Annotated in this window: 12 protein-coding genes; 4 read left to right on the forward strand and 8 right to left on the reverse strand. The window is 76.0% G+C overall.

The window, feature by feature from the left end; all coding sequences use genetic code 11:
- Positions 1 to 47: 47 nt before the first annotated feature.
- From OG624_RS33350 to OG624_RS33380, 7 genes are read right to left on the reverse strand one after another with little or no spacing between them, the layout of a single operon-like run.
- Positions 48 to 983, reverse strand: coding sequence for a hypothetical protein (locus OG624_RS33350; RefSeq protein WP_051762509.1), 936 nt, complete (start codon positions 981 to 983; stop codon positions 48 to 50).
- Entirely contained in the window at positions 980 to 2,845 is a 1,866-nt protein-coding gene (locus OG624_RS33355; protein ID WP_063733918.1) for a class I SAM-dependent methyltransferase, read from the reverse strand. The genes OG624_RS33350 and OG624_RS33355 overlap by 4 nt, the downstream gene beginning before the upstream one ends.
- Positions 2,842 to 4,029 carry a glycosyltransferase gene (locus OG624_RS33360; RefSeq protein ID WP_371640897.1) on the reverse strand — a complete coding sequence of 396 codons (1,188 nt, stop codon included), beginning with the start codon at positions 4,027 to 4,029 and terminating at the stop codon, positions 2,842 to 2,844. Before OG624_RS33360 ends, OG624_RS33355 begins: the two co-directional genes overlap by 4 nt.
- Before the next feature lie 2 nt (positions 4,030 to 4,031).
- Positions 4,032 to 4,904, reverse strand: a complete 873-nt coding sequence (locus OG624_RS33365) for an alpha/beta fold hydrolase (RefSeq protein WP_063733921.1) — start codon at positions 4,902 to 4,904, stop codon at positions 4,032 to 4,034.
- Positions 4,905 to 4,911: 7 nt separating this feature from the next.
- Positions 4,912 to 5,232 (reverse strand): hypothetical protein, encoded by a 321-nt coding sequence (locus OG624_RS33370; RefSeq protein WP_030716857.1) that lies wholly within the window; start codon positions 5,230 to 5,232, stop codon positions 4,912 to 4,914.
- Positions 5,222 to 9,910 (reverse strand): beta-ketoacyl synthase N-terminal-like domain-containing protein, encoded by a 4,689-nt coding sequence (locus OG624_RS33375; RefSeq protein ID WP_371640166.1) that lies wholly within the window; start codon positions 9,908 to 9,910, stop codon positions 5,222 to 5,224. The genes OG624_RS33370 and OG624_RS33375 overlap by 11 nt, the downstream gene beginning before the upstream one ends.
- Positions 9,903 to 16,730, reverse strand: coding sequence for an SDR family NAD(P)-dependent oxidoreductase (locus tag OG624_RS33380; protein ID WP_371640167.1), 6,828 nt, complete (start codon positions 16,728 to 16,730; stop codon positions 9,903 to 9,905). The genes OG624_RS33375 and OG624_RS33380 overlap by 8 nt, the downstream gene beginning before the upstream one ends.
- A gap of 590 nt (positions 16,731 to 17,320) precedes the next feature.
- Between OG624_RS33380 and OG624_RS33385 the strand changes: the two genes are divergently transcribed.
- From OG624_RS33385 to OG624_RS33395, 3 genes are all read left to right on the forward strand, one after another.
- Positions 17,321 to 18,214, forward strand: a complete 894-nt coding sequence (locus OG624_RS33385) for a LysR family transcriptional regulator (protein WP_033215297.1) — start codon at positions 17,321 to 17,323, stop codon at positions 18,212 to 18,214.
- A gap of 88 nt (positions 18,215 to 18,302) precedes the next feature.
- Positions 18,303 to 19,547 carry a putative Ig domain-containing protein gene (locus OG624_RS33390; RefSeq protein WP_371640168.1) on the forward strand — a complete coding sequence of 415 codons (1,245 nt, stop codon included), beginning with the start codon at positions 18,303 to 18,305 and terminating at the stop codon, positions 19,545 to 19,547.
- Positions 19,548 to 19,631: 84 nt separating this feature from the next.
- Positions 19,632 to 20,888 carry a cytochrome P450 family protein gene (locus OG624_RS33395; protein ID WP_244290638.1) on the forward strand — a complete coding sequence of 419 codons (1,257 nt, stop codon included), beginning with the start codon at positions 19,632 to 19,634 and terminating at the stop codon, positions 20,886 to 20,888.
- A 29-nt stretch (positions 20,889 to 20,917) separates the two neighbouring features.
- Here OG624_RS33395 and OG624_RS33400 read toward each other — a convergent pair whose 3' ends face one another.
- The gene (locus OG624_RS33400) at positions 20,918 to 22,465 is read right to left on the reverse strand and encodes a molybdopterin-dependent oxidoreductase (RefSeq protein ID WP_371640898.1); all 1,548 of its coding nucleotides are present in this window, start codon (positions 22,463 to 22,465) and stop codon (positions 20,918 to 20,920) included.
- A 215-nt stretch (positions 22,466 to 22,680) separates the two neighbouring features.
- Here OG624_RS33400 and OG624_RS33405 point away from each other — a divergent pair, with 215 nt between their 5' ends.
- On the forward strand, positions 22,681 to 23,919 hold the full coding sequence (locus tag OG624_RS33405) for an MFS transporter (RefSeq protein WP_343299191.1): 1,239 nt from the start codon (positions 22,681 to 22,683) through the stop codon (positions 23,917 to 23,919).
- Positions 23,920 to 23,935: the final 16 nt, after the last annotated feature.

Genomic DNA, 23,935 nt, shown 5'->3' on the forward strand with positions numbered 1-23,935 from the left:
GGGTGTCGTCCTCCTCGGTGTCGCCCGGGTCAGGCCCCGGGGCGTGGTCATTCCTCGCGCCGGGCCGCACCGGCCACGGCGATGTTCAGGAAGCGCGGTACGGGTCGCCCCCGGTCGCGGAAGTCCTCGGCCACCGCGGCCCGCACCGCCGCGAGTCGGGCCTCGGGCAGCAGCATCAGCACGCTCCGCCCCGGCTCGGGCCCCGGCGGCCAGGCGCTCAGTGCCCCGGCCCGGCGGGCACGGGCGACGGCCCGCGCCAGGTCCCGCGGCCGGTCCGCGGCCTCCCCGCGTACGGCGACCAGCACCAGCCGCGCTCCCGAGGCCGCGGGGTCGAAGGCGACGTGGCGCCGGCGCCGCCCGGGCCGCGCGTTCAGCAGCAGGGCCCGGCCGGGCCGGGCGAAGAGCACCGCCCGGCGCAGCCCGTCGTCCCCGTCCGGGAGCACCGCGGCCAGCAGCCGGGCCAGCCGCTCGCGGTCCGGCGGCTCACCGGTCGCCGCGTGCACGTCGGCCACCGCCAGCGCCACCGCGCAGTCCGTGGGCTCCGCCGTGGCCAGCCCGGCCGCCCCCGTCAGCGAGCCCTGCACGTGCAGGTCGGTCCCGCCGGTGCCGTACCCGGCCCTGGCCAGTGCCCGTAGCACGGCGTACGGCCGGACCGCCCAGGCGGGGGCGGCGGGCGGCGGCCCGGAGGGCGTCAGCGGCAGATCGCAGCTGTCCGCGGGATGCCCGAGGGAGCTGAGCCGCACCAGCCCGTCCGTGCGCGGGGCCGCGGCGGCCGCCGTGGGCCAGCCGGCCGCCGCGACCAGCCCGGGGGAGCCCAGATGGAAGGCGTACGGGGCGCTCCACACGGCCGCGGGGGGCCGTCCGTGCGCGGCCTCCAAGGCGTAGGCGACGAGGCGGTAGAGCGGATCGGCCGTCGCCCGCCGGGCCAGGTCGCCCCCGGCCCGGTCGGCGGTGACGGGAAGGGCGGGTTCCGCGCCCGTCACAGCGGGTCCTTGCGGGCCAGCATCCGGTAGGCGTTCCCGCCGTCCGTGCGCCGGGCCACCGCCGAGCGGACCGTGTCGAGCGCCACCGCGGCGGCGAAGCACGGCAGCGCCACGACCCGTACGACGTGGGCGAGCAGCCGGGCGCGCGGCGTGGGCCCCGGGCCCCACGGCCGGTCCGGATCCGGGGACAGCCGTGTCGCCGCGAGGGCCACCGCGCCGAAGAAGTCGTTCCCTTGGTGGGCCGGTCCGTGCTCCTCCGCGACCACCGTGAACCCCCGGTCGGCCAGCGCCTCGCGCAGATTGGCCGCGGGCATCAGGTGCTGGTGCTGGGGCTGGAACCAGGGCAGCCACAGCGGCCCGACGAACCGGGCCATCCGCGACTGCGGATCGGGCAGCTCGATGGCCAGGAACCCGCCGGGGGCGAGAACGGTGGCCGCCGCGTCCAGCTCGGCGAGCGGCTCCCGGGTGTGCTCCAGGTAGTGGTACATGCTGACCACCTCGTACTGACCCGCCAGCTTCGAGGCGAACTCCGGGAACTGGCCCAGGTATCCGGTCTCCACCCAGCCGCGCCGCTCCGCCTCGCGCACCCCGTCACCCATGTCGAGCCCGTCGAACCGGGTCCGCGGCCAGACCGCGCGCGCCGCGTTGCAGAAGTGGCCGTGCCCGGTACCGACATCGAGCCAGGACGCCGGGTCGGCGTGCGGGAGGAGCATCTCGGCGCGCCCCCGGTAGGCGGCGCCCTGCGTACCGAAGACGACGCCCGTCCCCTCGCCGCCACGCCCGTCGTAGAAGTCCCGGTAGTAGAACTCCAGTCCCTCCAGGCTCAGTCGGGGATTCTGGAAGACGTGCCGGCACTCCTCGCACCGCTCCAGCGTGAACCGGCCCGGCTTGCCCTGGAGCAGGTCGGGCACCCGGACCTGGACCGTGAGCCGGTCGGAGCCGCACCACGGGCAGTCCGCCCGGCGCGGTTCGAGGAACCGGTCGATGCCCGCCGCCAGGTCCTCCCGGTACGCGGCGGCCCGCGCGGCCTCGACCGCGCCGTCCGACGGCGTGTCCCTGCCGGCGGCCGCGGCCGTACGCAGGCCCGCACCGAGGGAGCGCAGCGGCCGGGCGGCTGTGGCCCGGCCCAGACCGGCCGGCCGCAGCGGGGAGCGTCGACCGCCGAGAACCAGGGACGGCTGGAGCCAGTACAGCCCGGCCGCAGCGGCGCCCCACCGGCCCTGGCGCACGGCGACCCCCGCCAGCAGCGCCAGCCCGCCGAGCTGTGCGGCGGCCAGCGCCCCCGGCGGCAGCCCCTGGGCCCGCAACTCGGCGGCCCGCGCCGGCCCCGCGGCCTCACCGAGCCCGCCGCAGCTGAGGCCGGGGGCGATGGCCAGCCCCGTGGCATCGGCGGCGTACTCCTTCAACCGGCGTGTCAGAGCGAGGAGTTCCGCCGGATCCGGGCGCGGCCCGCCCGGAGCCACCCCGGCCCGGGCCAGCACCTCCTCGGTGGCGAGCACGGCGAACCCGGCCCCGCGGCCCGCGGCGAGCCGGTCCTGCCGGTACCGGGCCGGGTCGACCAGGCGCAGCAGCCCCAGCGCCCGCTCGGCCGGCAGATCCGCGGGCAGCAGGTCCAGCACCCGCAGGCCCTCCCCTTCGGCGTACGCGCAGGCGGCGAGGAAGGTGGCCGGGTCCGGCTCGACCCCGCGGGCGGTGAGCAGCCGCCACCCGGCGGCGCGCGGCACCCCGGCCGCCGCGGGCGGGGTCGGCGGCAGCACCGGGACGGCCCGCAACCGGCGCCTGGCGCGTACGGTGCCCGCGCCGAGGGCGGCCAGTAACAGGACGGAGGTCCAAGGAACCCGGGAGAGCGGGGGAGGCGTCATAGCAGTTTCTCCAACCGGTCGGCAGCGGCGGCGGCCCCGCCCGCCGCGGCGAATGAGGCCTGGATCCGCCGGGCGGCCCGGCGGGGGCCGGGATCGTCCAGCACGGCGGTGAGCGCGTCACGCAGTTCCTCGGCCCGGGTCCGGCCGAACCGCACCCGGACACCCGCCCCGGCCAGGACCACCTGCCGGGCCACGATCGGCTGGTCGTCCCGGATCGGGGCGACGACCAGCGGCAGCCCGTGCGCGAGGGCCTCGCAGACGGTGTTGTGGCCCGCGTGACAGACCACCGCGTCCAGGTGCGGCAGCAGGTCCAGTTGCGGGACGCTCTCCTGGAGCAGGACGTGGTCCGGTACGGACCCGATCAGGGCGGCGGGCGCAGCCAGGACGAACTGGACCTGCTCGGCGAGCCGCTCGGCGGCGCCCAGCACCGCGCCGTAGAACCGGCCCCCGGCGGCCTGGTTGAGGGTTCCCAGGGACACCAGCACCCGTCGCCGCGCCGGATCCAGCCGCTGCCAGGGGAATCCGGGCGCCGCCGGACGGGCCCCGAACGCCGGTCCCACGAAGGCGTAGTGGGGAGGGAAGTCCGCCTCCGCGCCGACGAGTTCGGGAGTGGAGAAGACCAGCACCAGCCGCTCGGAGAAGCGCGGGTCCCAGCCCGCCCCGCTCCCCGGATCCCGCACCTGGTCCCGCCCCGCGCCGAACTCCGCGAGCAGGCCCGAGATCTGCCCGGCCACCCACTCCCCGACCTTCGGGAAGTCCGCGAAGGGCCGGGTCAGCTCGGCCGAGGTACTCGCCGACGTCACCCACGGGACACCGAGCCGCCGGGCCACCAACGGCCCGGCCAGGGCCTGCTGGTCGGCGACCAGCACGTCCGGCCCGAAAGCCCGGACGGCCCGGGCCACCCCCGGCACCATCGCCCGGGCCAGCGGCACCAGCGCCTCCTCCCACAGGAACCGCAGCGCGCCGACCCCGCGCAGATCGCGCCAGCTCTCGTGCAGCGCCGCGTACCCGTCGGCGCCCAGCTCCTCCCCGGCCGGCAGGATCCGGGCCTGCGCGGGCAGCAGCCGGGCCAGCGCCGAGGGCGGTCCCGTCCAGGCGATCTCATGTCCCCGGGCGGCCAGTTCGGCCGCGAGGGCCACGGTCGGATTGACGTGCCCCGCCAGCGGCGGCACGGTGAACAGCACCCTCACGGGACCAGCGCTCCCACCCGCGGCCAGGCCGCCGTCGTCGAGCCGACCGTCGTACCGGCCGTCGCGTCGGCCCCGGCCTCGGCCGTCGCGTCGAGATGGGCGAGCACGGTCGCGCGGAGGACCCCGCTGCTCTCCTTCAGGACGTCGTGCCCCAGATCCGGCAGGATCCGCAGCACACCGTGCGGGGCGTGGTGCGCCAGCTCCCGCCCGCCCGGCAGGAGTTCGGAGTGCTCGCCGCAGACGACCAGGACCGGGCAGCGCAGCCGGGCGAAGTCCGCCGCGGTGAAGACGCGGCTCGCGGCGATGTCGTCGATGAGCGTGGTGCGGTTGAGGAGGGCATCGGCGATGGCGGTCAGGTTGGCGGCCTTGCGCAGCCGCAGGGTGAGCAGCTCGGTCGGGACCGTGCTGTCCTCCAGGCTCAGCGCGGCGGCCGACAGGGTGTCCACCATGTTCTCCACCCAGGCACCGCCGAGCGGCGGTTCGAGGAGGGTGAGCCCGGTGACCAGGTCGGGCCGGGCCAGGGCGGCGTGCAGGGCGAGGGTCCCGCCGTAGCTGTTGCCGACGAGGTGGACCGGTCGCCGCCCGAGGTCCAGCGCGCCGAGCAGGGCGAAGAGGTCCCGAACGGCGCTGCGGCTGTCGTAGCCGGACCCCGGACGGTCGGTGCGGCCGTGGCCACGCAGGTCGTAGAGGACCACCTCGTGGCCGGACCGGGCCACCGGCACGGCCAAGGGGCAGTAGAAGGAGGACAGGTTGTCGACGACCAGCCCGTGCAGGAACACCACGACGGGCCGGTCGGGGGCGGCGGCCCCGGCGGTGGCCGGGAGCCGCTGGACGTGGAAGCGCAGGGAGCCCGCGTGGACGAAGGCCATGGCCGGCTCAGCCGGCCGACGCGGGGGAGGATCCCGCCGCGGCCCGGGCCAAGGAGGTGTGGGTGATCCGGCCGATGTGGGTGACGAGCTCGCCGACGGACATGGCCAGGATGGCGTCCATGTCCTTCTCGGCGAGGAAGCCCATCAGGTCCACATCGGCGCCGTAGCGATGGTGGAGCAGCTCGGCGAGCGCGACGAACTCGATGCTCTCCAGGGCGAGGTCCTCGTTGAAGGTCGTCTTCATCGTGACCTCCTCCGCGAGCAGGTACTCGTCGCCGACGATCTCCACGAGCATGCCGGTGATCTCGGCGAGGATGTCAGTTGCCATGACGGGCCTCCGTGAGGGGAAGGGGGACGGGTACGGGCGAGGGCGCCGCGAGGTGGTCGGTCCAGGCGACGACGTGGTCGGGCACGGTGTCGGCGGGCGGTGAGCCGGGCGATGCGGTGACGGGTGAGGCGAGCGGCGCGGTGCGCGGTGCGGTGAGCCCCGTGGTGAGCCCCGTGGTGAGCCCCGTGGTCAGCTCTGTGGTGAGCGCTGTGGTGCGGATCGGGTACGGGTCCCCCTCGGGCGAGGTCACGATCAGCGCGCCGGAATCCGGGTCCCCCGCCACCCGCCAGTCCCGCGGCCGGCCGCCCAGCCCGCTCCCGGCCGCCTTGGCCGCGGCCTCCTTGGCGCACCACAGGGCGGTGAGCGCGGCGGCCAGGCCGGTGCCGCCACGGGCGGCCAGCCCCTCGGCCAGCCGGAGTTCGGCCGGCCCGAGGGCGATCCGGATCAGCGCGTCCGGGTCCGCCGTCACCTGCTCGACATCGATGCCGACCGGCCGGGCCGGGTCGGCGAGGGCGACCGCGATCCGGTCCTTGTGGGCGATCGACAGCCGGAAACCCGCGGTCGACGGGGATGCGGCCAGCGGCCGGCCCGCCGGGTCGTTGCCGATCGGTACCTCCGCGGGGAACACCGGTCCGGCCCCGCCGTCCCACAGCAGCTGACGCAGCGCGTCCTTGGCCGCGATCCGGCCCAGCAGCCAGGGCGCCCGGGCGCGCGGCGACAGCCCCTCGTAGGCCGCCCGTTCGGCGGCGCCGAGGTAGCGGCGCATCACCAGTTCCTGCGAGGCGGGATCGTTCCAGCGGCGCCGGGCCAGGCACCAGCCCTCGGGCCGGGGCTCGCCGATCCCGCACACCTCCGGGGTGAACTTCATCGGCCAGACCCGCTCGTCGGCGCCGAACCGGCGGTACGTCCACCCCTCGATCCGGGCCCACACCTCGCCTCCCGCCCCGCGCAGCTCGATGTCACCGCGCACGGTGACGTCCTGGACGGCGCGGATCCGGGCCGTGGCCGTCACCAACTCCCGGGCGGCGGGCGGCGGCCCGTAGAACCGGATGCGGTCCACGGTGGCCGGGAACACCAGCCGGTCGACCGGCAGCCGCAGTTGCATCCAGTGCCCGAAGAGCTGTCCGGCGGCGTCGAGCAGCGCGCCCGGGTCGGGCAGCGCCCGCAGCACCCCGTGGATGCCGTCCGAGCCGACGGACCGCACCTCGTGGACCCCGGCGAAGCGGGGGCCGTGGAACATCCACCGGTCCCGGTACAGGGCCGCGGCGCTGACCGGGGCGGGTCCGGGCTCGCGCAGGGGCGTGCCGTCGGGCGCGGGCGGCTCTCCGTAGCCTTCGCCGAGCAGCACGACCACCGAGGCGTGGTCGCCGAGGGTGACCCGCATCCGGCCGGGACCGTCACCGCGGACGGTGACCTCGACGTCGACGGCCGGTTCGACCGCGAGCCACCGCAGGGCCCGCACCTCTTCGTGGCCGAGGACGACGAGACCGGGTGGGGCGTGCCGCCGGGCGGCCTCGGCGGCCAGCTCCAGCATGGTGGTCATGGGTATGACGGGGAACCGGTCGGAGTCCTCCGGCCAGCCGTCGGGCTGGAGGTACACGCAGTGGTCCCGTACGTAGGGGAGCGTGGCGAGGGACAACCGCAGGGTCTGCCGCCCCGGGGCGGGGGCGGGGGCCGGGGCCGGGGCGGCGGCCGCCGCCGGTTCCGGGACCCCTGTCGACCAGGCCTCGGTGACGGCCCGGGCGGCCGAGCCGGCGTCGGCCAGCACCGCGTCCAGGGCCGACAGCAGCACCGGCCGGTCGCCCGCGGGCGCGGCGGGCGGTGGCACGGCGGTCGGTGCCGGTGCCAGGAGGCCGACGAGCGCGGCCCGGGCCGGCTCGCCGAGCCGGACCAGCGGGGACCCGAGGTCCAGCGGCATCGCACGCCCGGCGGAGCGCACCGGGGCCGGTACCGGTGCCGGTACGCGGGTGGGTACGGGCGCCGGTACGGGTGTCGATACGGGTGCCACCTCGGCCAGCCGGTCCCATCGGGGCGCGTGTCCCTCGGCCCAGAGCGCGGCGCAGGTACGGCGCAGCGCCGCCAGGCCGGGCAGGCGCGGGGAGGAGGTCGAGACCGAGAGGTGCGGGCGCTCCCGCAGGGTGTCCTCGACGAAGCCCGGCAGGCTGCCCGGGCCCAGGGTGACGAAGCCGCGCACGCCCTCGTCCTCGTACAGCCGCTGGGTCAGCTCGCGGAAGCGGACCGGCTCCAGCAGATGCCGTACGACCAGGTCCCGCACGTCCCGCGGTGCGGACGGGAACGGCGCACACGTGGTCGCCGACCACACCGGGAGCTCGGCCGGCCGCAGCGGCAGCCGGCCGAAGGCGGCCCGGACCTGCCCGAGGTACGGCTCCCACATCGGGGTGTGGAAACCCGAACGGAACGGCAGCTCCTGGCCGAGCACCCCGTCACCGCGCAACCGCGCGACGGCGATGCCCACGTGCTCCGGTTCTCCGCAGATCACCGACTGGTGCGGGCAGTTGTCATGGCTGACCACCACCCGGTCCAGGTCGTGCAGTGCGGCCCGCGCCCGCGCCGCGCCGCAGCCCAGCGCCGCGTACACGAGATCGGGGACCCGGAGATCGCCCGGCCGCAGCGAGTCGAGGAAGGCGTCGGCCGCCTCCTGCGGGTACATGCCGGCGGCCACCATCGCCGCCCACTCACCCAGGCTGTGGCCCGCCAGCACATCGGCCTCGATGCCCAGTTCGGGCAGGACGCGGGCGAAGAACCGGCCGGTCCCGATCGCGTCGAGGGCCCGCTCCATGAGGGACCCGCCCCGGGTCAGCCGGGGCGCCGCGAGCCCGAACCGCTCCGCGACATCGTCCACCACCGGGGCGAACTCCGGCTCCAGACCGGGGAACAGGAACGCCACCCGGCCGCCCAGCGGCTCCGGGGCGAACCACACGTCCCCGCGCCCCCGCCACGGCCGGCCACGCGCCACCACCTTGGCGGCCAGCGCGAGCCGCTGGGGCGTGGGCCCGACCACCGCGACCCGGCAGGGCCCGTCGCCGCCGGACACAGGGGCGGCGGACGCCAGCCGGGCCGAGAGCCGCTCGGGGGTGTCCGCACCGATCAGGAGTACGTCGCCCCCCGCGGCCGGACCGACCGGCGCGGCCCCGGCTCCCAGCGGCAGGAAACGACGTACGGGGGCTGCCCGGCCGGAGCCGCGGACCGGGGCCGGGGCGGGGGCCGGGCGCGAGGCCGTCGGTGCCTCCTCCAGCACCACATGGGCGTTGATCCCGCCGAAGCCGAACGCGTCGACCCCGGCCCGGCGCGGCTGCGGACCGCGCTCCCACGGCTCGGCCGCGTGCACCGGCCGCATCCGGGTCCGGGCCAGGTCCGGGTGCGGCTCCTCCAGGTGCAGCGTCGGCGGCAGCACCCCCTCGTACACGGCCAGGGCCGCCTTGATCAGTCCGGCCATGCCCGAGGCCTGCATGGTGTGCCCGAGCATCGACTTCACCGAGCCGAAGCCGATGCCGGGTCCGCTCCCCGGCCCCGGCGGGCCGAACACCTGGGCCAGGGTGTCCAGTTCGGCGGCGTCCCCGATCGGGGTGCCCGTGCCGTGGGCCTCCAGCAGTCCCAGCGCGCCCGGCGCCCGCGGATCCAGGCCCGCCTCCCGCCAGGCCCGCTCCAGAGCCTGCACCTGGCCCGCCACCAGCGGGCTCATCAGGCTCGCCGCCCGGCCGTCCCCGGCCACACCCGTCCCACGGATCACCGCGTACACGCGGTCCCCGTCGCGCTCGGCGTCCGCCAGCCGCTTCAGCAGCACCACCCCGGTGCCCTCGGACAGCAGGGTCCCGTCGGCTCGGCGGTCGAAGGGCCGGATCCGCTCGCTCGGGCTGAGCGCCCGCAGCTGCGTGAACACGCTCCACAGCGTCGCGATGTGGCAGTGGTGGACCGCCCCCGCGACCACCGCGTCGCAGCGGCCGGCGGCCAGCAGCCCCACCGCCTGGTCCACGGCCAGCAGGGAGGAGGCGCAGGCCGCGTCCAGGGTGTAGGCGGGCCCCCGGAAGTCCAGCCGGTTCGCGGTCCGGGCGGCGGTGAAGCTCGGCACCAGCCCGATCGACGCGTCCGGCCGCTCGGGCCCCAGCGCCTCCTGGAACGCGGAGCGCACCTCCGCGATCCGCCGCTCACCCAGCTCCGGCGCCAGCTCCCGCAAGGTCTGCGCCAACTGATGCGCCGTACGCACCCGTTGGTCGAGCCGCGCGGTGGCCACCCCCATGAACCCGCCGCGCCCCAGCACCACCCCGATCCGCGACCGGTCGGCGGGCAGCCGGGCCTCGCCGCCCGCGTCGGCGATCGCCTCGGCCGTCGCGTGCAGGGCCAGCATCTGGTCCGGCTCGGCCCCCTCCACGGCGGCCGGCATGATCCCGAACCGGGTCGGGTCGAAGGCGGCGAGACCGTCCACGAAGCCGCCACGCCGGCAGTAGAACCGGTCGCCCACCACCGGTCCGGCGGCGCCCCGCGGGTCGTAGTACACCTCGGGGTCCCAACGCCCCGGCGGGACCTCGCCGACGCAGTCCGTACCGGCGAGCAGATTGCGCCGGTACGCGGCCAGGTCGGCGGCCCCCGGGAACACCGCGCCCATCCCGACGATCGCCGCATCGCTCGGGCGGGGGCCGCGCCGCTCCACCTCAGGCATCGCCCCGGCCCTCCTGCGCCATCAGAACCACCTGTACGTCGCTCCCGTACGCCAGTTCGTCGAGGAACGCGGCGGTTCCCGCGTCCGGATCGATCAGCGGGATCCCGCGCCGGACGTACGCACGTTCCAGCTCGGGGGAGACCATCCCGCCCGCCTCCGCCGCCCACGGGCCCCAGTCGACGGACAGCACCCGGCCCGGGAAGGACTCCGCCCAGGTGTGCGCGAGACCGTCGAGGGCGTCGTTGGCCGCCGCGTAGTCGCACTGGCCGCGGTTCCCGTACACCCCGGCGACGCTGCCGAACAGGACGAGGAACCGGGGCGGGGGCCCGTCCCCGTGCGCGGCCGCCGCGGCGGCCAGGTGGCGGGCCCCGGTCACCTTCGTGGTGAACACCGCGGTGAAATCGGCCGGTCGCTTGTCGCGCAGCAGCCCGTCCCGCAGCACGCCGGCGCCGTGCACGATGCCGTCCAGGCGACCGTGGCGTGCCCGTACGTCGGCCACGACGGCCCGGACGGCCCGCTCGTCGGTGACGTCCGCGCAGTGGTAGCGGACGGAGGCCGCCGTGCTGCGCAGGGCGGCGAGGGTGGTCCTGACCTCGCGCTCGGCGAGGATCCGCGAGGCCGCCGCCTCGATCTCCGCGGGCGTACGCAGCCCGGCGGCGATGAGCGCGGCACGCAGCGCGACGCGGTCCTGGGCCTGGCCGAACGCGTCCGTCCCGGCGGACGGTTCGGGGGTGCGGCCGAGGAGTTCCACATGGCATCCGGTGCTCCGGGCCAACGCGAGGGCGGTGCGGGCGGTGATGCCGCGGGCGCCGCCGGTGAGGAGGACCACCGAGTCGCGGTCCAGGGGTGGGGGGTCGTGGGGGGTGCCGGGTGCGGCGGGGGTGTGGGGGGTCGGGAGCGGTGCCGGTACGGGGAGGCGGGTGGTGCGTGTGCCCTCGGCCGTGTAGGCGACCGAGGCGCTGGTGTCGGTCCCGGCTTCGCCGCCGCTGCTCAGTTCCGCCACCAGCTGTTCCGCGATGCGTTCCGGGTCCTCCTTGGGGCGGATGTCCACGGCGCGGACCAGCGCGCCGGGGAATTCGAGGGCCGCGCCGCGGGCGAAGCCGTGCAGGCCGGCGCCGGGGGTGCCGGGCCCGGTGACGAGCAGCAGCCGTGGGGTTCCGGCCGTCAGGACCTCCCGCAGCGCCGGGAAGGCGTCCGGCAGCACGGGATCGGCGGTGGGCCGCAGTGCCGAGAGGTCGACGAGGCCGTCGAAGCCGGGCTCGGCCGAGGGCAGGATCGTCGGCTCGGCGCCCATGTCCTCCAGGGCGGTCGCGAGGGTGCGGGCGATGCCCTGACCGTCGTCCACCAGGGCGATGCGCAGGCCGCGCAGGGTTTCGGGGGCGGCGTCGGCCAAGGGCGCGGGGAGCAGGTCGACGCGGAGTCGGCTCAAGCGGGCCGGTGTCGGCCGCCGTGTGGGTGCGGGTGTGGGTGCGGGTGTGGTTGTGGGTTCCGGTGTGGTGGGGGTGTGGGTCGTGATCCAGTCGACGATGCCGCGCAGGGTCTTGATCCGGGACAGTTCCTCGACCGCGGACTCGGCGGAGCCGCTGGTCGGATCCTGGGGGAGTCCGATGCGGTCGGCGAGGGCGCCGATGATCTCGACCCGCTTGATGGAGTCGATGGACAGGTCCGCCTCCAGGTCGAGCTCGGGGTCGAGCATGTCCCGGGGGTAGCCGGTGCGGATGTGGACGATCTCCAGGACGAGGTCCATGACCTCCTCGGCGGTGCGGGGGCCCTGCGGTGCGGGGGCGGGATCGGTGGGGGCGGCTTTGCCGGGGCCGGGCGCGCGCCGGGGCGTCTCCTCGGGCGCCGAACGGGGCGCGGGGTCAAAAGGTGCGGCGGCGGTGCGTTCGGCGCCCTGCGGGGATCGCCCCGACACACTCCCGACCCCGTCAGAACCGTGGCGGGGTCCGGCGCCCAGGAAGCCGAGCAGGACGTCCCGTTGGGCTTCGACCAGCTCGCGGGAGCCGCGCAGGTATTCCAGTACGGCTTCCTCGCGTCGGTCACCCTTCTGCGTCGCCGCTTCTCGTCCGCCCGGGTACGTGGCCGGAGCCACCCGGCGGGCCGGGCGGAGGCCGCCCGGGACCGGTGCGCCGTCCGCGGTGCGGACCAGGTGGCCGTCCACCAGCCAGCCCGGCCGACGCGGGGCGTGCTCCGGGAGGCGGGAGGTACGGCCGCGGAACAGGGCCCGCGGGTCCACCGCAACCCCCGCCGCCATCAGTTCCGCCACCGCGGTGACCAGCCGGAGCAGACCGTGCTCGCCCGGTACGTCCAGCGGGACCACCGTGTGCGGCCGCCCGTGCAGGATCCGGCCGACCAGACCGGAGAGGACCCGGCCGGGCCCCGCCTCCACGAAGGTCCGGACACCGGCCGCGTACATGGCCTCCACCTGCTCCACGAACCGGACCGGCTCCGCGACCTGGCGTGCGGCAAGGCTTCGTACCCCTTCGGCCGTCGTCGGGTACCGGTCCGCCGTCGTGTTCGACCAGACCGGGGTGTGGGGTGGCGAGACGGGTGTCGTTGTCAGTTCTGCCGCGAGACTTCGCGCCGCCCCGGCCACCACCGTGCTGTGGAAGGCGCAGGCCACGGGGAGGGGTTCGGCCGTCAGGCCCGCCTCACGGAGGGCCGTCACGGCCGTGGCGACGGCCGCTGTCGGGCCCGAGATCACACACTGCCGGGGCGCGTTGTGGTTCGCCACCACGCATCCGGCGCGGGCCGCGATCTCCCGCACCTCCTGCGGCGTGGCCGACACCGCCGCCATCGATCCCGGATCGGCGCCGGCGGCCGCCAGGATCGCCTCGGCTCGGCGCGCGCTCAGCCGCAGCAGGCTCTGCGTGTCGTAGGCCCCGGCCGCCCAGAGCGCGGTGAGCTCCCCGTACGAGTGGCCGGCCACGCAGTCCGGCCGTACGCCGAGTGCGCCGAGCAGCAGGTGCGCCGCCGCCCCCGCGAGGCCGAGGGCCGGCTGGGCCACGCGGGTGTCGGTGACCGCCGCCCGCTGCGCCGCCCGACCCTCGGCGGTGAACGCGGTCGGCGGGAACATCGTCGACACCACCGGCGGCGGGGCCTCGTCCAGCAGTTGTCGCAGGGAGGGGAAGGACAGGAAGAGGTCGGCGAGCATGCGCGGGCGTTGGCTGCCCTGGCCGGGGAACAGGAACGCCACCTCGCCCGGGTCCGCGCCCTCCTCCCGTACGTGGACCCCCGCGCCCGCGGTGAAGGCGCGGGCCTGTTCCAGGCGCACCGCCAGTTGGTCCAGGTCGGCGGCCACGACCGCGACATGGACCGGGCCCGGGCCGGTGGCGGTCTCCGCCGCCAGGTCGCGCAGCGCCCACGGCCGGCCGGCCGCGTCGTTCCCCTCCAGCCGCGCGGCCAGCCGGTCCATCGCCCGACCCGCCGCCCGCCGGTCCTCTCCGCGGAAGCAGAACAGTTCCGCCGGCCACTCCTCCAGGCCGTGCCGGGGCTCCGCCGAGCCGACGTGACCGGCGAGCACGGCGTGGTAGTTGGTGCCGCCGAAGCCGAAGGCACTCACCCCGGCGATCCGCCGCTCCGCGGGCACCGGCCAGGGCCGGGCCTCGCTGTCGAAGGAGAACGGGCTGCTCTGCGCCCGCCAGGCCGGGTTGGGCGTGTCGATGTGCAGGGTCGGGGGCCGCACGCCCGTGTGGACCGCTCGGGCCGCCTTGATCAGCCCGGCCAGCCCGGCCGCGCACTTGGTGTGCCCGAGCTGAGACTTCACGGAGCCCAGCGCGCAGGACCCGGGCTCGGCCCCGGACGTGGTGAACAGTTCGCTCAGGACCGAGAGTTCGGTGCTGTCCCCGACGACGGTGCCGGTGCCGTGCGCCTCGATCAGGCCCACCTGGGCGGGTGTGACGCCGGCCCGGGCGTACGCGCGTTCCAGGGCCCGCCGCTGTCCTTCCGGTCGGGGCGCGGTCAGACCGAGGGAACGGCCGTCGCTGGCGGCGCCGACCGCCTTGATCACGGCGTACACGCGGTCGCCGTCGCGCTCCGCGTCCGCGAGCCGCTTCAGGACGAGGGCGCCCACGCCCTCGCCGAGCGCGATCCCGTCGGCGGCCGCGTCGAAGGGCCGGCAGCGGCCGCCGGGGGACAGGGCGCGGACGGAGGCGAACATCAGGTAGTCGTTGATGCCGTTGTGCACATCGGCGCCCCCGCACAGCACCATGTCGCTGTCGTGATCGCGCAGTTGGCGGCAGGCCAGGTCCAGTGCGGCGAGCGAGGACGCGCACGCGGCGTCGACCGTGCAGTTCGCGCCGCCCAGGTCCAGCCGGTTGGCCACCCGCCCGGCGATGACGTTGGCGAGGATCCCGGGGAAGGAGTCCTCGGTGAGGCGCGGCAGCTGCGCGTCCAACTCGGCCGGGAGTTCCCCCAGGTAGGCGGGGTGCAGGGCGCGCAGCCCGTAGGCGCCGGCGAGCTCCGTACCGGCCTCCGCGCCGAAGACCACCGAGGTCCGGGAGCGGTCGAAGGCACGGTCCTTGCCGTAGCCGGCGTCCCCGAGGGCCCGCGCCGAGATCTCCAGGGCCAGCAGCTGCACCGGCTCGATCCCGGCGAGCGAGGCGGGCGGGATGCCGTGCGCGAGGGCGTCGAACGGCACCGGACCGAGGAAGCCGCCCCAGCGGGAGGGGGTGCGCTCACCGGCTCGGGCCGGGTCGGCGTCGTAGTAGAGCTCCGGGTCCCAGCGTTCGGCCGGTACCTCGGTGACGGCGTCGGTACCGGCGAGGACCATCGCCCAGTAGGCGGCGAGGTCGGGGGCGCCCGGATAGGCGCAGGCCATCCCGACGATGGCGATGTCCAGCGGGTCGGCCGCCGGCTCCGGCGCCGTCGGCCCGGCCTCGGCGAGCTCCCGGGCCCGACGCTCCAGCAGGGCGGTGGCTCCCTCGGTGACCTGCGCGTGCAGTGCCGCGATCGTGGTGGTGGCCCCGCGCAGGGTGGCGGCCTGACCCAGCATGAACAGCCCGTCTCCGCGCTGCTGTTCCTCGGTGACCGGCTCCAGCCCGCCCCCGTCGGCGCTCCTGCGCAGGCCCTTGCTCGCGATCCGCAGCCGGCCCAGGTTCAGCCGCTCCAGCTCCTCCCACACCGTGCGCTGCTCGACACCGCTCTCCGTGAGCCGCCGCCGGGTCGCCTCGAAGGTCTCGGCGTACGGGGTGGCCGCGCACCGGGTGGCGTGTCCCGGCGCGGTGTGCAGCAGCACGGTGTCCGCGCACTCCACCGCCGCGCGCTGGAAGCCCGGCAGGACCGCGCCCGCAGTGACGGCCTCCTCGGTGAACAGATAGGCGGTGCCCATCAGCACCCCGACGCGTGCGCCCCGGTCGGCCAGCGGGGCCGCGGCCGCCACCGCCATCGCGGCGGACCGTTGGTCGTGGATGCCGCCCGCGAACAGCAGGTCCAGGGCCTCCGGTTCGGGGCAGGCCAGGAGCCGTTCGATCTGCTCCTCCCACAGGGGGAAGGAGGCGCGCGGCCCGACGTGTCCGCCGCACTCCAGCCCCTCGAAGACGAACCGTCGTGCCCCCTCGGCCAGATACCGCTCCAGCAGGCCGGGGGAGGGGACGTGCAGGTGGGTCCGGATCCCGGCGGCCTCCAGCGGGGCCGCCTGCGCCGGGGTGCCGCCGGCGATGATCGCGTACGGGGGGCGGGCCTCGGTCACGGCGGCCAGTTGCTCCCGCCGCAGCTCGGGCGGGGCGAAGCCGAGCAGGCCCACGCCCCAGGGGAGGTCCCCGAGCCGCTCGGCCGTCTCCGCCAGCAGTCGGCGTACGTCGGGGCCCTCCATCACCGCGAGCGCCAGGTACGGGACCCCGCCCGCGGTGGCCACCGCCGCGGCGAAGGCCGCCTGGTCGCTCACCCGCGTCATCGGGCCCTGCGCGACGGGCAAGGGGCGTGCCAGGGGGCGGGCCCGTACGGCGGCCTCCAGGTGTCCGGCGACGGCCGCCCGTACGGCCTGGAGGACGCCGCCCGTGGTCCGGTACCGCGCGGCCAGGCGGGCCGCCGAGGCGCCGTCCTGCCCGACGGGAAGCAGCTGGGTCCGCAGGTCGCGGGCGCCGAGCAGGGTGGGTACGGGCCCGTCGGGTTCGGGCAGGTCGGGTCGGGCGAACACCCGGTGCCCGTCGATCAGCCGGGTCTCGGAGCCGTCCATCGCCCGTAGTGCGGCGCCCACTTCCTCGGAGAGGTCCACCTCGCCCTCGGTGGTCAGGGCCAGTTGGACGTCGAGCAGGACCCCGGCGGCCCCGCCCGCGACGGCCGCGGCCGCGGTGTGCGGGCCGATCCCGCCGCAGGCCCGCACGGGCACCCGGACCGCGGGGTCGTCGAGGAGCTGCTGGAGGAGGACGAAGGTGGTGGCCGCCCCCACCCGGCCGCCTCCCTCGTGGCCCTTGGCGACGAGCGCGTGCGCCCCGGCGGCGACGGCCGTCCGGGCCTCGGCCGCGCCGGTGACCTCGGCCCACACCCGGGGCCGCCCGGCCGCCGCGACCCAGGCGGCCACCTGCCCGGGGGTGTGGGAGGCGGGGTCGGCGAGCAACACGGTGTCCACGGCGGCGGGCAGCTCTCCGGGCCCGAGCGGGCAGCCGGCCGGGACCCGCACCCCGTACCGGGCGCCGCCCGCGAGCCGGCGGCCCAGCTCCGCCACACCACGCCGTGCGGCGTCGGCGTCCCGGCCGAGGTCGAGCAGGCCGAGGGCCCCGGCGCGTTCGGCGGCGGTCACGACGGCCGGGTGGGGTTCCTCGAAGGGGCTGACGGCGACGACCAGGTCACGGGTGGCGGCGGGCTGCGGGTGGGGGGTCACGGGCGCTCCTCTTCCAATGCTGTGTGACATGGCGCAGTGCAGGACGGAAGAACGGACGAGCAGGCGCACCGCCGAACGGGCGGGCGGCCGAACGGTGCGAGCGGCTGAGCGGGGCGAGCGGCCGAACAGGGCGAGCGGGCGTGCCGACGAGCCGTGCAGCGGCAGTGCGGGGCAGGGCGGAGGACGGGGGAGTGCGGTGGCGGTCACACGCACCGGCCGGGCCACCCGCCGCGGGTACGGCGGGATTGAACCGTGGTCAATCACCCGCAATGCCGCGTTGCATCGTGCGGTGGCCGCCCTGCACTGTCAACAGCCATGCGGAATACGATGCTTCGCACTCGCGACGTACACGTGCCACCCGAAATCCCGCCCGGGCAGGGCCCCGACACCCCCCGGCCGAGCCGGTGGCCTGCGACGTTCTCCGTCCGGCCGGGTCGCCTCCGCCGCGCGGGCCGGCGTACCGGGTGCAGGCGGACATGCCGCCCCGGCATGCGTAGCCACCGACCGGGCATGACCAGCACGCCGGAAGCTGCCGGTTGTTCACCCGACGAGCCCTTACAGGTACAGCCTCGCGCGGTTACCGTCCGGTCATGACCCCCACCCTCGCGCAGCTCCGCTACCTCGTCGCCGTCGCCGACTGCCGATCCATCACCGGCGCCGCCGCCTCGGTCTTCGTCGCCCAGTCCGCGCTGTCCCGGGCCGTGCAGGCCATGGAGCGCGATCTCGGCGTCGAACTCCTGGCCCGCCGGGGAAGGGGGGTGGACCTCACGCCGGAGGGGGCCCGGGTCGTCCGGCTGGCCCGGACGGTGCTCAACGCGGTGGAGGCCATCGACGACATCGGGACCCCGCACGGCGGGGACGCCCGGGCGGTCCTGAGCCTGGTCACCACCCCCACCCTCGCCCTCGACCTGGCCGCCGACCTGATCGCGGCCTTCACCGCACGGCACCCGACCGTCGACGTCCGACTCCGGCAGCACGGCAGCAGGGAGGCCCTGGTCGAGGAGGTGACCCAGGGGCGTTCGGAACTGGCCCTGGTCGACCTGCCCGTCGACAAGGAGCTCTCCACCCACTTCATCCAGGAACGGGAGGTGGTGCTGATATCGCCGCCCGGCTCCCGGCTGCCGCACCCGATGCCGCTGCGCATGCTCGACGGGCTGCCGATGGTGCTGCCCACGCCCGGGACCGGCCGGCGCACCGAGATGGAGGCCATGTTCAGCTGCCTGGGCGTACGGCCCCTCCCCACCTTGGAGGTCGACGAACGCCTCGCCTGGGTGACGGGGGTGACGGACGGTCGGGGCTCGCTCATCTGGTACCGGGACGTGGTGCTGCGGGCCTTCGGGAGCCGGGCCGAGATCCGGTCCTTCACGCCTCCGCTGCTGCGGCCGGTGGGCATCGCCCACGCCCGGCGGCCGCTCGGCCGGGCGGCCCGCGCGTTCATCGCGCAGGCCGGTCACAAGGCGCCGGTCCGGGAACCGGTGCGCTGACCTGACATGCCCCCGCGGCATTGAACGATGCTCGAAGAGGGCGGGATCGGGTCTGGCAGGCCGACCGATGTCCCCTCACATTGTGCGCATGCCCCGACTCCTGACACCCCCACGGGCCGCCGCCCTCGCGACCGCGGGCCTCGCCACGCTCCTGTCCGCGTTCGCCTGGATGGCCACCGCGACCGCCTCCACCCCTTCCACTCCCTCCATCCCCTCCACCGCGTCCGCCGCCGCGGCCCTCGCACCGGAGAAGAAGTGCACCATCCCCGGCGGCCTCGCCGAACTCAGCGGCCTCGCCATGAGCCGCAAACATCCCGGGGTCTTCTACGCCGTCAACGACAGCGGCAACACCAACCAGGTCTTCGCCGTCGACTGCACCACCGCCACCGGCCGGCTGCTGGCCACCCTCACCCTCTCCGGTGTCGGCAACACCGATTGGGAAGGCCTCGCGCTCGGCACCGACGCGAACGGCGCCCCGGCCGTCCTCGTCGGCGACATCGGGGACAACTTCAGCGGGCGCGCGGAGATCACCGTGCACCGGTTCGCCGAGCCCGATCAGCTCACGAACGCCACGGTCACGCCCGTGACGTACCGCTTCGCCTACGCCGACGGCAGGCACGACGCCGAGTCCCTGCTCGCCGATCCCGTGACCGGCCGCCTCTACGTCGCCAGCAAGCTCGTCGGGGCCGCCGGGAAGCTGTACCAGGCCCCGCTGCCGCCGGTGACCGGGCAGGTCAACACCCTCACCGAGGTCCGGTCCGGCCCCGTGTTCGCCACCGACGGCGCCTTCTCGCCCACGGGGGCCTCGTACACCCTGCGCAGCGGCGGCCCGCTGGGCACCGACACGGCCTCCGTGTACGACACGGCCGGGGTCAAGCTCGCGGACGTCGTACTCCCGGCCCAGTCGCAGGGGGAGACGGTGACCTACGCCGACTGCGCGAACCTGCTCGTGGGTTCGGAGAACGACACCCAGATCTGGCGGGTCCCGCTGCCGCCGGAGGCCACCCCGGGCTGCGGCGGCACGCCGACCCCGACCCCCACCCCGACCCCCACGCCGACCCCCACCCCGGGCGGGCTGAAGTTCACCGACCCCGGCCCGCAGACGTGCACGTTCAACCGGCCCTGCAGCGTCCAGCTCGCCACCACCGGGGCGAAGCCACCCGTCCGGTACGCCGTCACCGGACTGCCCTGGGGGCTGACCCTCGACAGCGCCTCCGGGCGGATCACCGGCAAGCCATGGGGCAACGGTGCCTTCCAGGTCACCGCCACCGCGAGCGATGCCACCGGAGCCACTGCGGGCACCACCTTCACCCTCACGCTCAACTGGTTCTGAGACGGGGCCGGCGCGGGCTTGTCCAACCCGCCCCCGAGGCCGCACTGTTGACCGAGTTCCGTCCATCAGGTCAGGAGAACCGGCGTGTCGTCCCCCATCTCACCCGTCCCGCAGGGCCCGGCCCCGCACGTGATCGACCCCGCCGGCGGCTGCCCGCACGCCCTCAACGCCCGGCTGCGCGCCGAGCACGGCGCGGTGGCGGAGGTCGTGCTCCCCGGCGGGGTCCCCGGAGCGGTCGTCCTGGGACACGACGCGCTGAAGGAGTTCCTCGCCCACCCCGAAGTCGCCAAGGGCGCGCGGCACTTCCCCGCCCTGCACGACGGCACCATCCCCGCCGACTGGCCGCTGCGCGTCTTCGCCAACGCCCAGGGCATGCACACCGCGGACGACGCCGACCACCGCCGCCTGCGCGGGCTCGTCGGCAAGGCCTTCACGATCCGCCAGGTGGAACGGCTGCGGCCGCGCGTCGAGCAGCTCACCGCCGAACTCCTCGACGACCTCGGCCGGGCCGCGGCCGAGTCCCCGGACGGGACCGCCGACCTGTACGAGCACTTCGCCCTCCCGCTCCCGATGAACGTCATCTGCGAACTGCTCGGCGTGGACCCCGAGCACCGGGGCCGGCTGCACCACCTCACCAACAGGGTGATCATCGCGACCGACATCACTCCGGCCGAGAAGATGGTCGCCCTTCAGGAACTCATGGCCCTGACCGGCACGATCGCGGCCGCCCGCGCCGCGAATCCCGGAGAGGACCTCACCAGCGCGCTGATCGCCGCCCGCGAGGACGACGGAGACCGGCTCACCGAGGTCGAACTCATCGGCACCATGCGGCTGATGCTCGTCGCGGGCCACGAGACCACCCTCAACCTCATCGTCAACGCGGTCCGCGCGCTGTGCGCCCACCGCGACCAGCTGGCCCTGGTCCTGGACGCCAAGGCCACCTGGTCGGACGTGGTGGACGAGACCCTGCGCTGGGACACCCCGGTGAGCTGGTTCCCCTTCCGCTACCCCACCCGCGACCTGACCGTCGACGGGACCGTGATCCCGCAGGGCACCCCGGTGCTTGCCGGGTACAGCGCCGCGGGCCGGGACGAGTCCTTCCACGGCTCGGACGCCGACCGCTTCGACATCACCCGCCCCACCGCCGCCCGAAGCCTCGCCTTCGGCCACGGCGCCCACTACTGCACCGGAGCCCCGCTCGCCCGCCTGGAGGCCACGATCGCCCTGGAACGGCTCTTCACCCGCTTCCCCGACCTCGACCTGGCCGTCCCGGACGCCGAACTCCCCTACCAGAACAGCTTCATCAGCAACAACGTCCAGTCCCTGCCGGTCCGTCTCTAGGAGCCCGCCTCCGGGGTCGGCCGCGGCGCTCAGCCCAGGGCGCGGACGTTCACGTCCACCGTGTGCCACCCGGTCGCCCCGTCCGGGACGGTACCGGTGCGGACGCCCGTCTGGACGGCGCCCGCGCCGTCCGTGGCGCGGACCTCCAGGCGGTGTCGCCCGGGGGTGGCCTGCCAGGGCCACACCCACTGGCGCCAGGTGTCCACGCCGTCCGCCGTCCCGAGCCGTGCCTCCTGCCAGGGGCCGCCGTCCACCCGTACCTGGACCCGCTCGATCCCGCGGTGCTGGGCCCACGCCACCCCGGCGACCGCCACCCGGCCCGGGGACAGGTCGGCGTACGGGCGGGGGGTGTCGATGCGCGCCTGCGTCTTGACGACCGCCTGCTGCGCCCAGGACCGGCGCACCCAGTAGGCGTCGTAGGCGGCGAAGGTGGTCAGTCGTAGCTCGGCGAGCCATTTGCAGGCGGACACGTACCCGTAGAGGCCCGGTACGACCATCCGGACGGGGAAGCCGTGGGCGAAGGGCAGCGGTCGGCCGTTCATACCGACGGCCAGCAGCGCCGCCCGGCCGTCCATGACCGCCTCGACCGGCGTCCCGATGGTCATGCCGTCCACGGAACGGGCCACCAACTGGTCGGCGGTCCCGCCCTGGGACGGCGGTCGCACCCCCGCCTCGCGGAGCAGGTCCCCGAGGCGTACGCCGAGCCAGCGGGCGTTGCCCGCGTACGGGCCGCCGACCTCGTTGGACACACAGGTGAGGGTGATGTCGTGCTCGACCACCGGCCGGGCCAGGAGCTGACGCAGATCCAGCTCCAGCGGCCGCGTCACCCCCTCCCCGTGGATGCGCAGCCGCCAGGTGTCCGCGTCCACGCGCGGGACGACCAGCGCGGTGTCCACCCGGTAGAAGTCCTGGTTCGGGGTGAGGAAGGGGCCGAGTCCGGGCACCCGCAGATCCGCTCCGGCGGGCACCGGCGGCGCGGGCACGGTGGGCCGGGGGAGGCGGAAGCGGGCCCGGGAGGCGGTGGCGTCGGCCGAACCGTGGGCGCCGAGGCGCCGTGCACCGATTCCGACCCCGGCCGATGCCGCCAGGACGGCGACCACCAGGCGGCCGAAGCGGCGGCGGTCCATCGAGTCGGCCCGGCCCTGCGGTGCTCCCGCCGGGCGGGTCCGTCCGGCGGCCGTGACCAGCAGATACAGCACGCCGGCCGAGACCAGGGCACCCACGAGCGAGGGCAGCGCGTCCCGCCAGGAGGCCTCCGGCCGGCTGAGCGCCGCCAACGCCCCCACCAGCCCGAAACCGCCCGTGACGGCGAGCGCGGCCGGCAGGTGACGTACGGCGAGCAGCCCGGTGCCGACGGCGAGCGCGGCCAGGACGGCGAGGATGCCGAGGCCCAGCACCAGCTTGTCGGAGGTGCCGAACAGCCGGATGGCCCATTCCCGGACGGCCACCGGTGTCAGGTCGACCACGGCCCCGCCGACGGCCGTGACCGGTGAGGCCTCGGGCCGGCCGGCGGCCGCGGCCAGCTGCGCGGACGCCAGTCCGGCCACGGCTGCGACGATCCCGCTGACGGCGCCCATCGCCCGGCGCGGCCGCCCGGAACGGCTCGGGTGTGCCTCCACACGGCCAGTGTCCCGCGCCCGGGCCCTCCCGTGCCGCCGCCGTGCCGGTCGGCGCCGGCGTCTTGCGCCCAGGGTGAAAGGACCATGCCCGGAGCGAACGGGCCGAGGCGACGGCCGGACCCGCGGCAACGATGACGACATGTTCCCCGTCGTTTCCCGAAAGCGTGGACACCGTGCCCCTGAAATCCGACCGGACCGTCCGTACCTCGCCCTACCGGCCCGTACTCACCCACGCGACGCTGCGCCGCCTGTTACCCGGGTTCACCGTCTCGTCCCTCGGCGACGGCATGGCGGTGGTCGCCGTGAGCTGGCTGGCGATCGAGATCGCGCCGGTGGCGGAACGCGGCATGTGGGTGGCCCTGGCCGCCGCGGCCTACACGCTGTCGGGCGCCGCGGGAGCCGTCCTCCTCGGCCGGTTCCTGCGCCGCCGCTCCCCGGCCCGACTGGTCGCCTGCGACGCCCTGCTGCGCGCCACCGCCCTCGGCGCGATCCCTGTGTGTCACGCCCTCGGGGTGCTGAGCATCGAGTCGTACGTCGCCCTGCTCGCCCTGTCGTCCGTCCTGCACGCGTGGGGCCAGGCCGGCGCCCACACCCTGGTGGCCCGGCTGCTGCCGGAGCGCGATCACCTCGCCGGCAACGCCGTCCTGTCCGGCATCGGCTCGCTCTCCACCGTCCTCGGCCCGCCGCTCGCGGGCGCCCTGATCCTGTGGGGCGGCGCCGCGACGGTGATCGCCGTCGACGCGGCGACCTTCCTCGTCCTGGCCGCCACCTTCCTCTTCGGCGTGCCTCGTGACGACGCGCCCGCAGCCGAGGAGGGCGCTTCCCGGACCGCGGGCTTCGCCGTCATCCGCCGCACCCCGGCCCTGCTGGGCCTGCTCGCCCTGAGCTTCGCCTTCTTCTGCCTCTTCGGTCCCGTGTACGTGGCCCTGCCGCTGTACGTGTCGGACGTACCGGGCGCTTCGGCGGGCCTGCTGGCCGCCTTCTACACCGCGTTCGGTGTCGGCGCAGTCCTCGGCTCCGTCCTGACCGGCTACCTGAACCGTCTTCCGGTGTGGCCGGTCACGACCGGCATCGTCGTCGCGTTCGGCGTCTTCCTGCTGCCGACGGGGCTGGGCGCGCCGACGGCGGTCGCCGTCGCGGGGTTCGCAGCCGCCGGGCTGCTCTGGCCCCCGTACGCCTCGCTGTCCACCGCCCTCTTCCAGCGTTCGACCCCGCCGGAACTGCTTCCCCGGACCCTGGCGGCGAGCTCCGCCGTCCGGGTGCTCGCGGTGCCGCTCGGTACCGTGCTGGGCGGCCCGCTGGTGGCCGGTCTCGGAGCCCGGGAGACCCTGCTGGCCTCGGCCGCCTCGATCGCCGTCCTCGGGGTGGTGGCCGCCGGAGCCGCGCGGGCGAGGCGGAAACCGAGCGCATGAACCCGCGCCACCGGCC

Origin of the sequence: Streptomyces virginiae, from assembly GCF_041432505.1 — a bacterium.
GTDB classification, from domain to species: Bacteria; Actinomycetota; Actinomycetes; order Streptomycetales; family Streptomycetaceae; genus Streptomyces; species Streptomyces virginiae_A.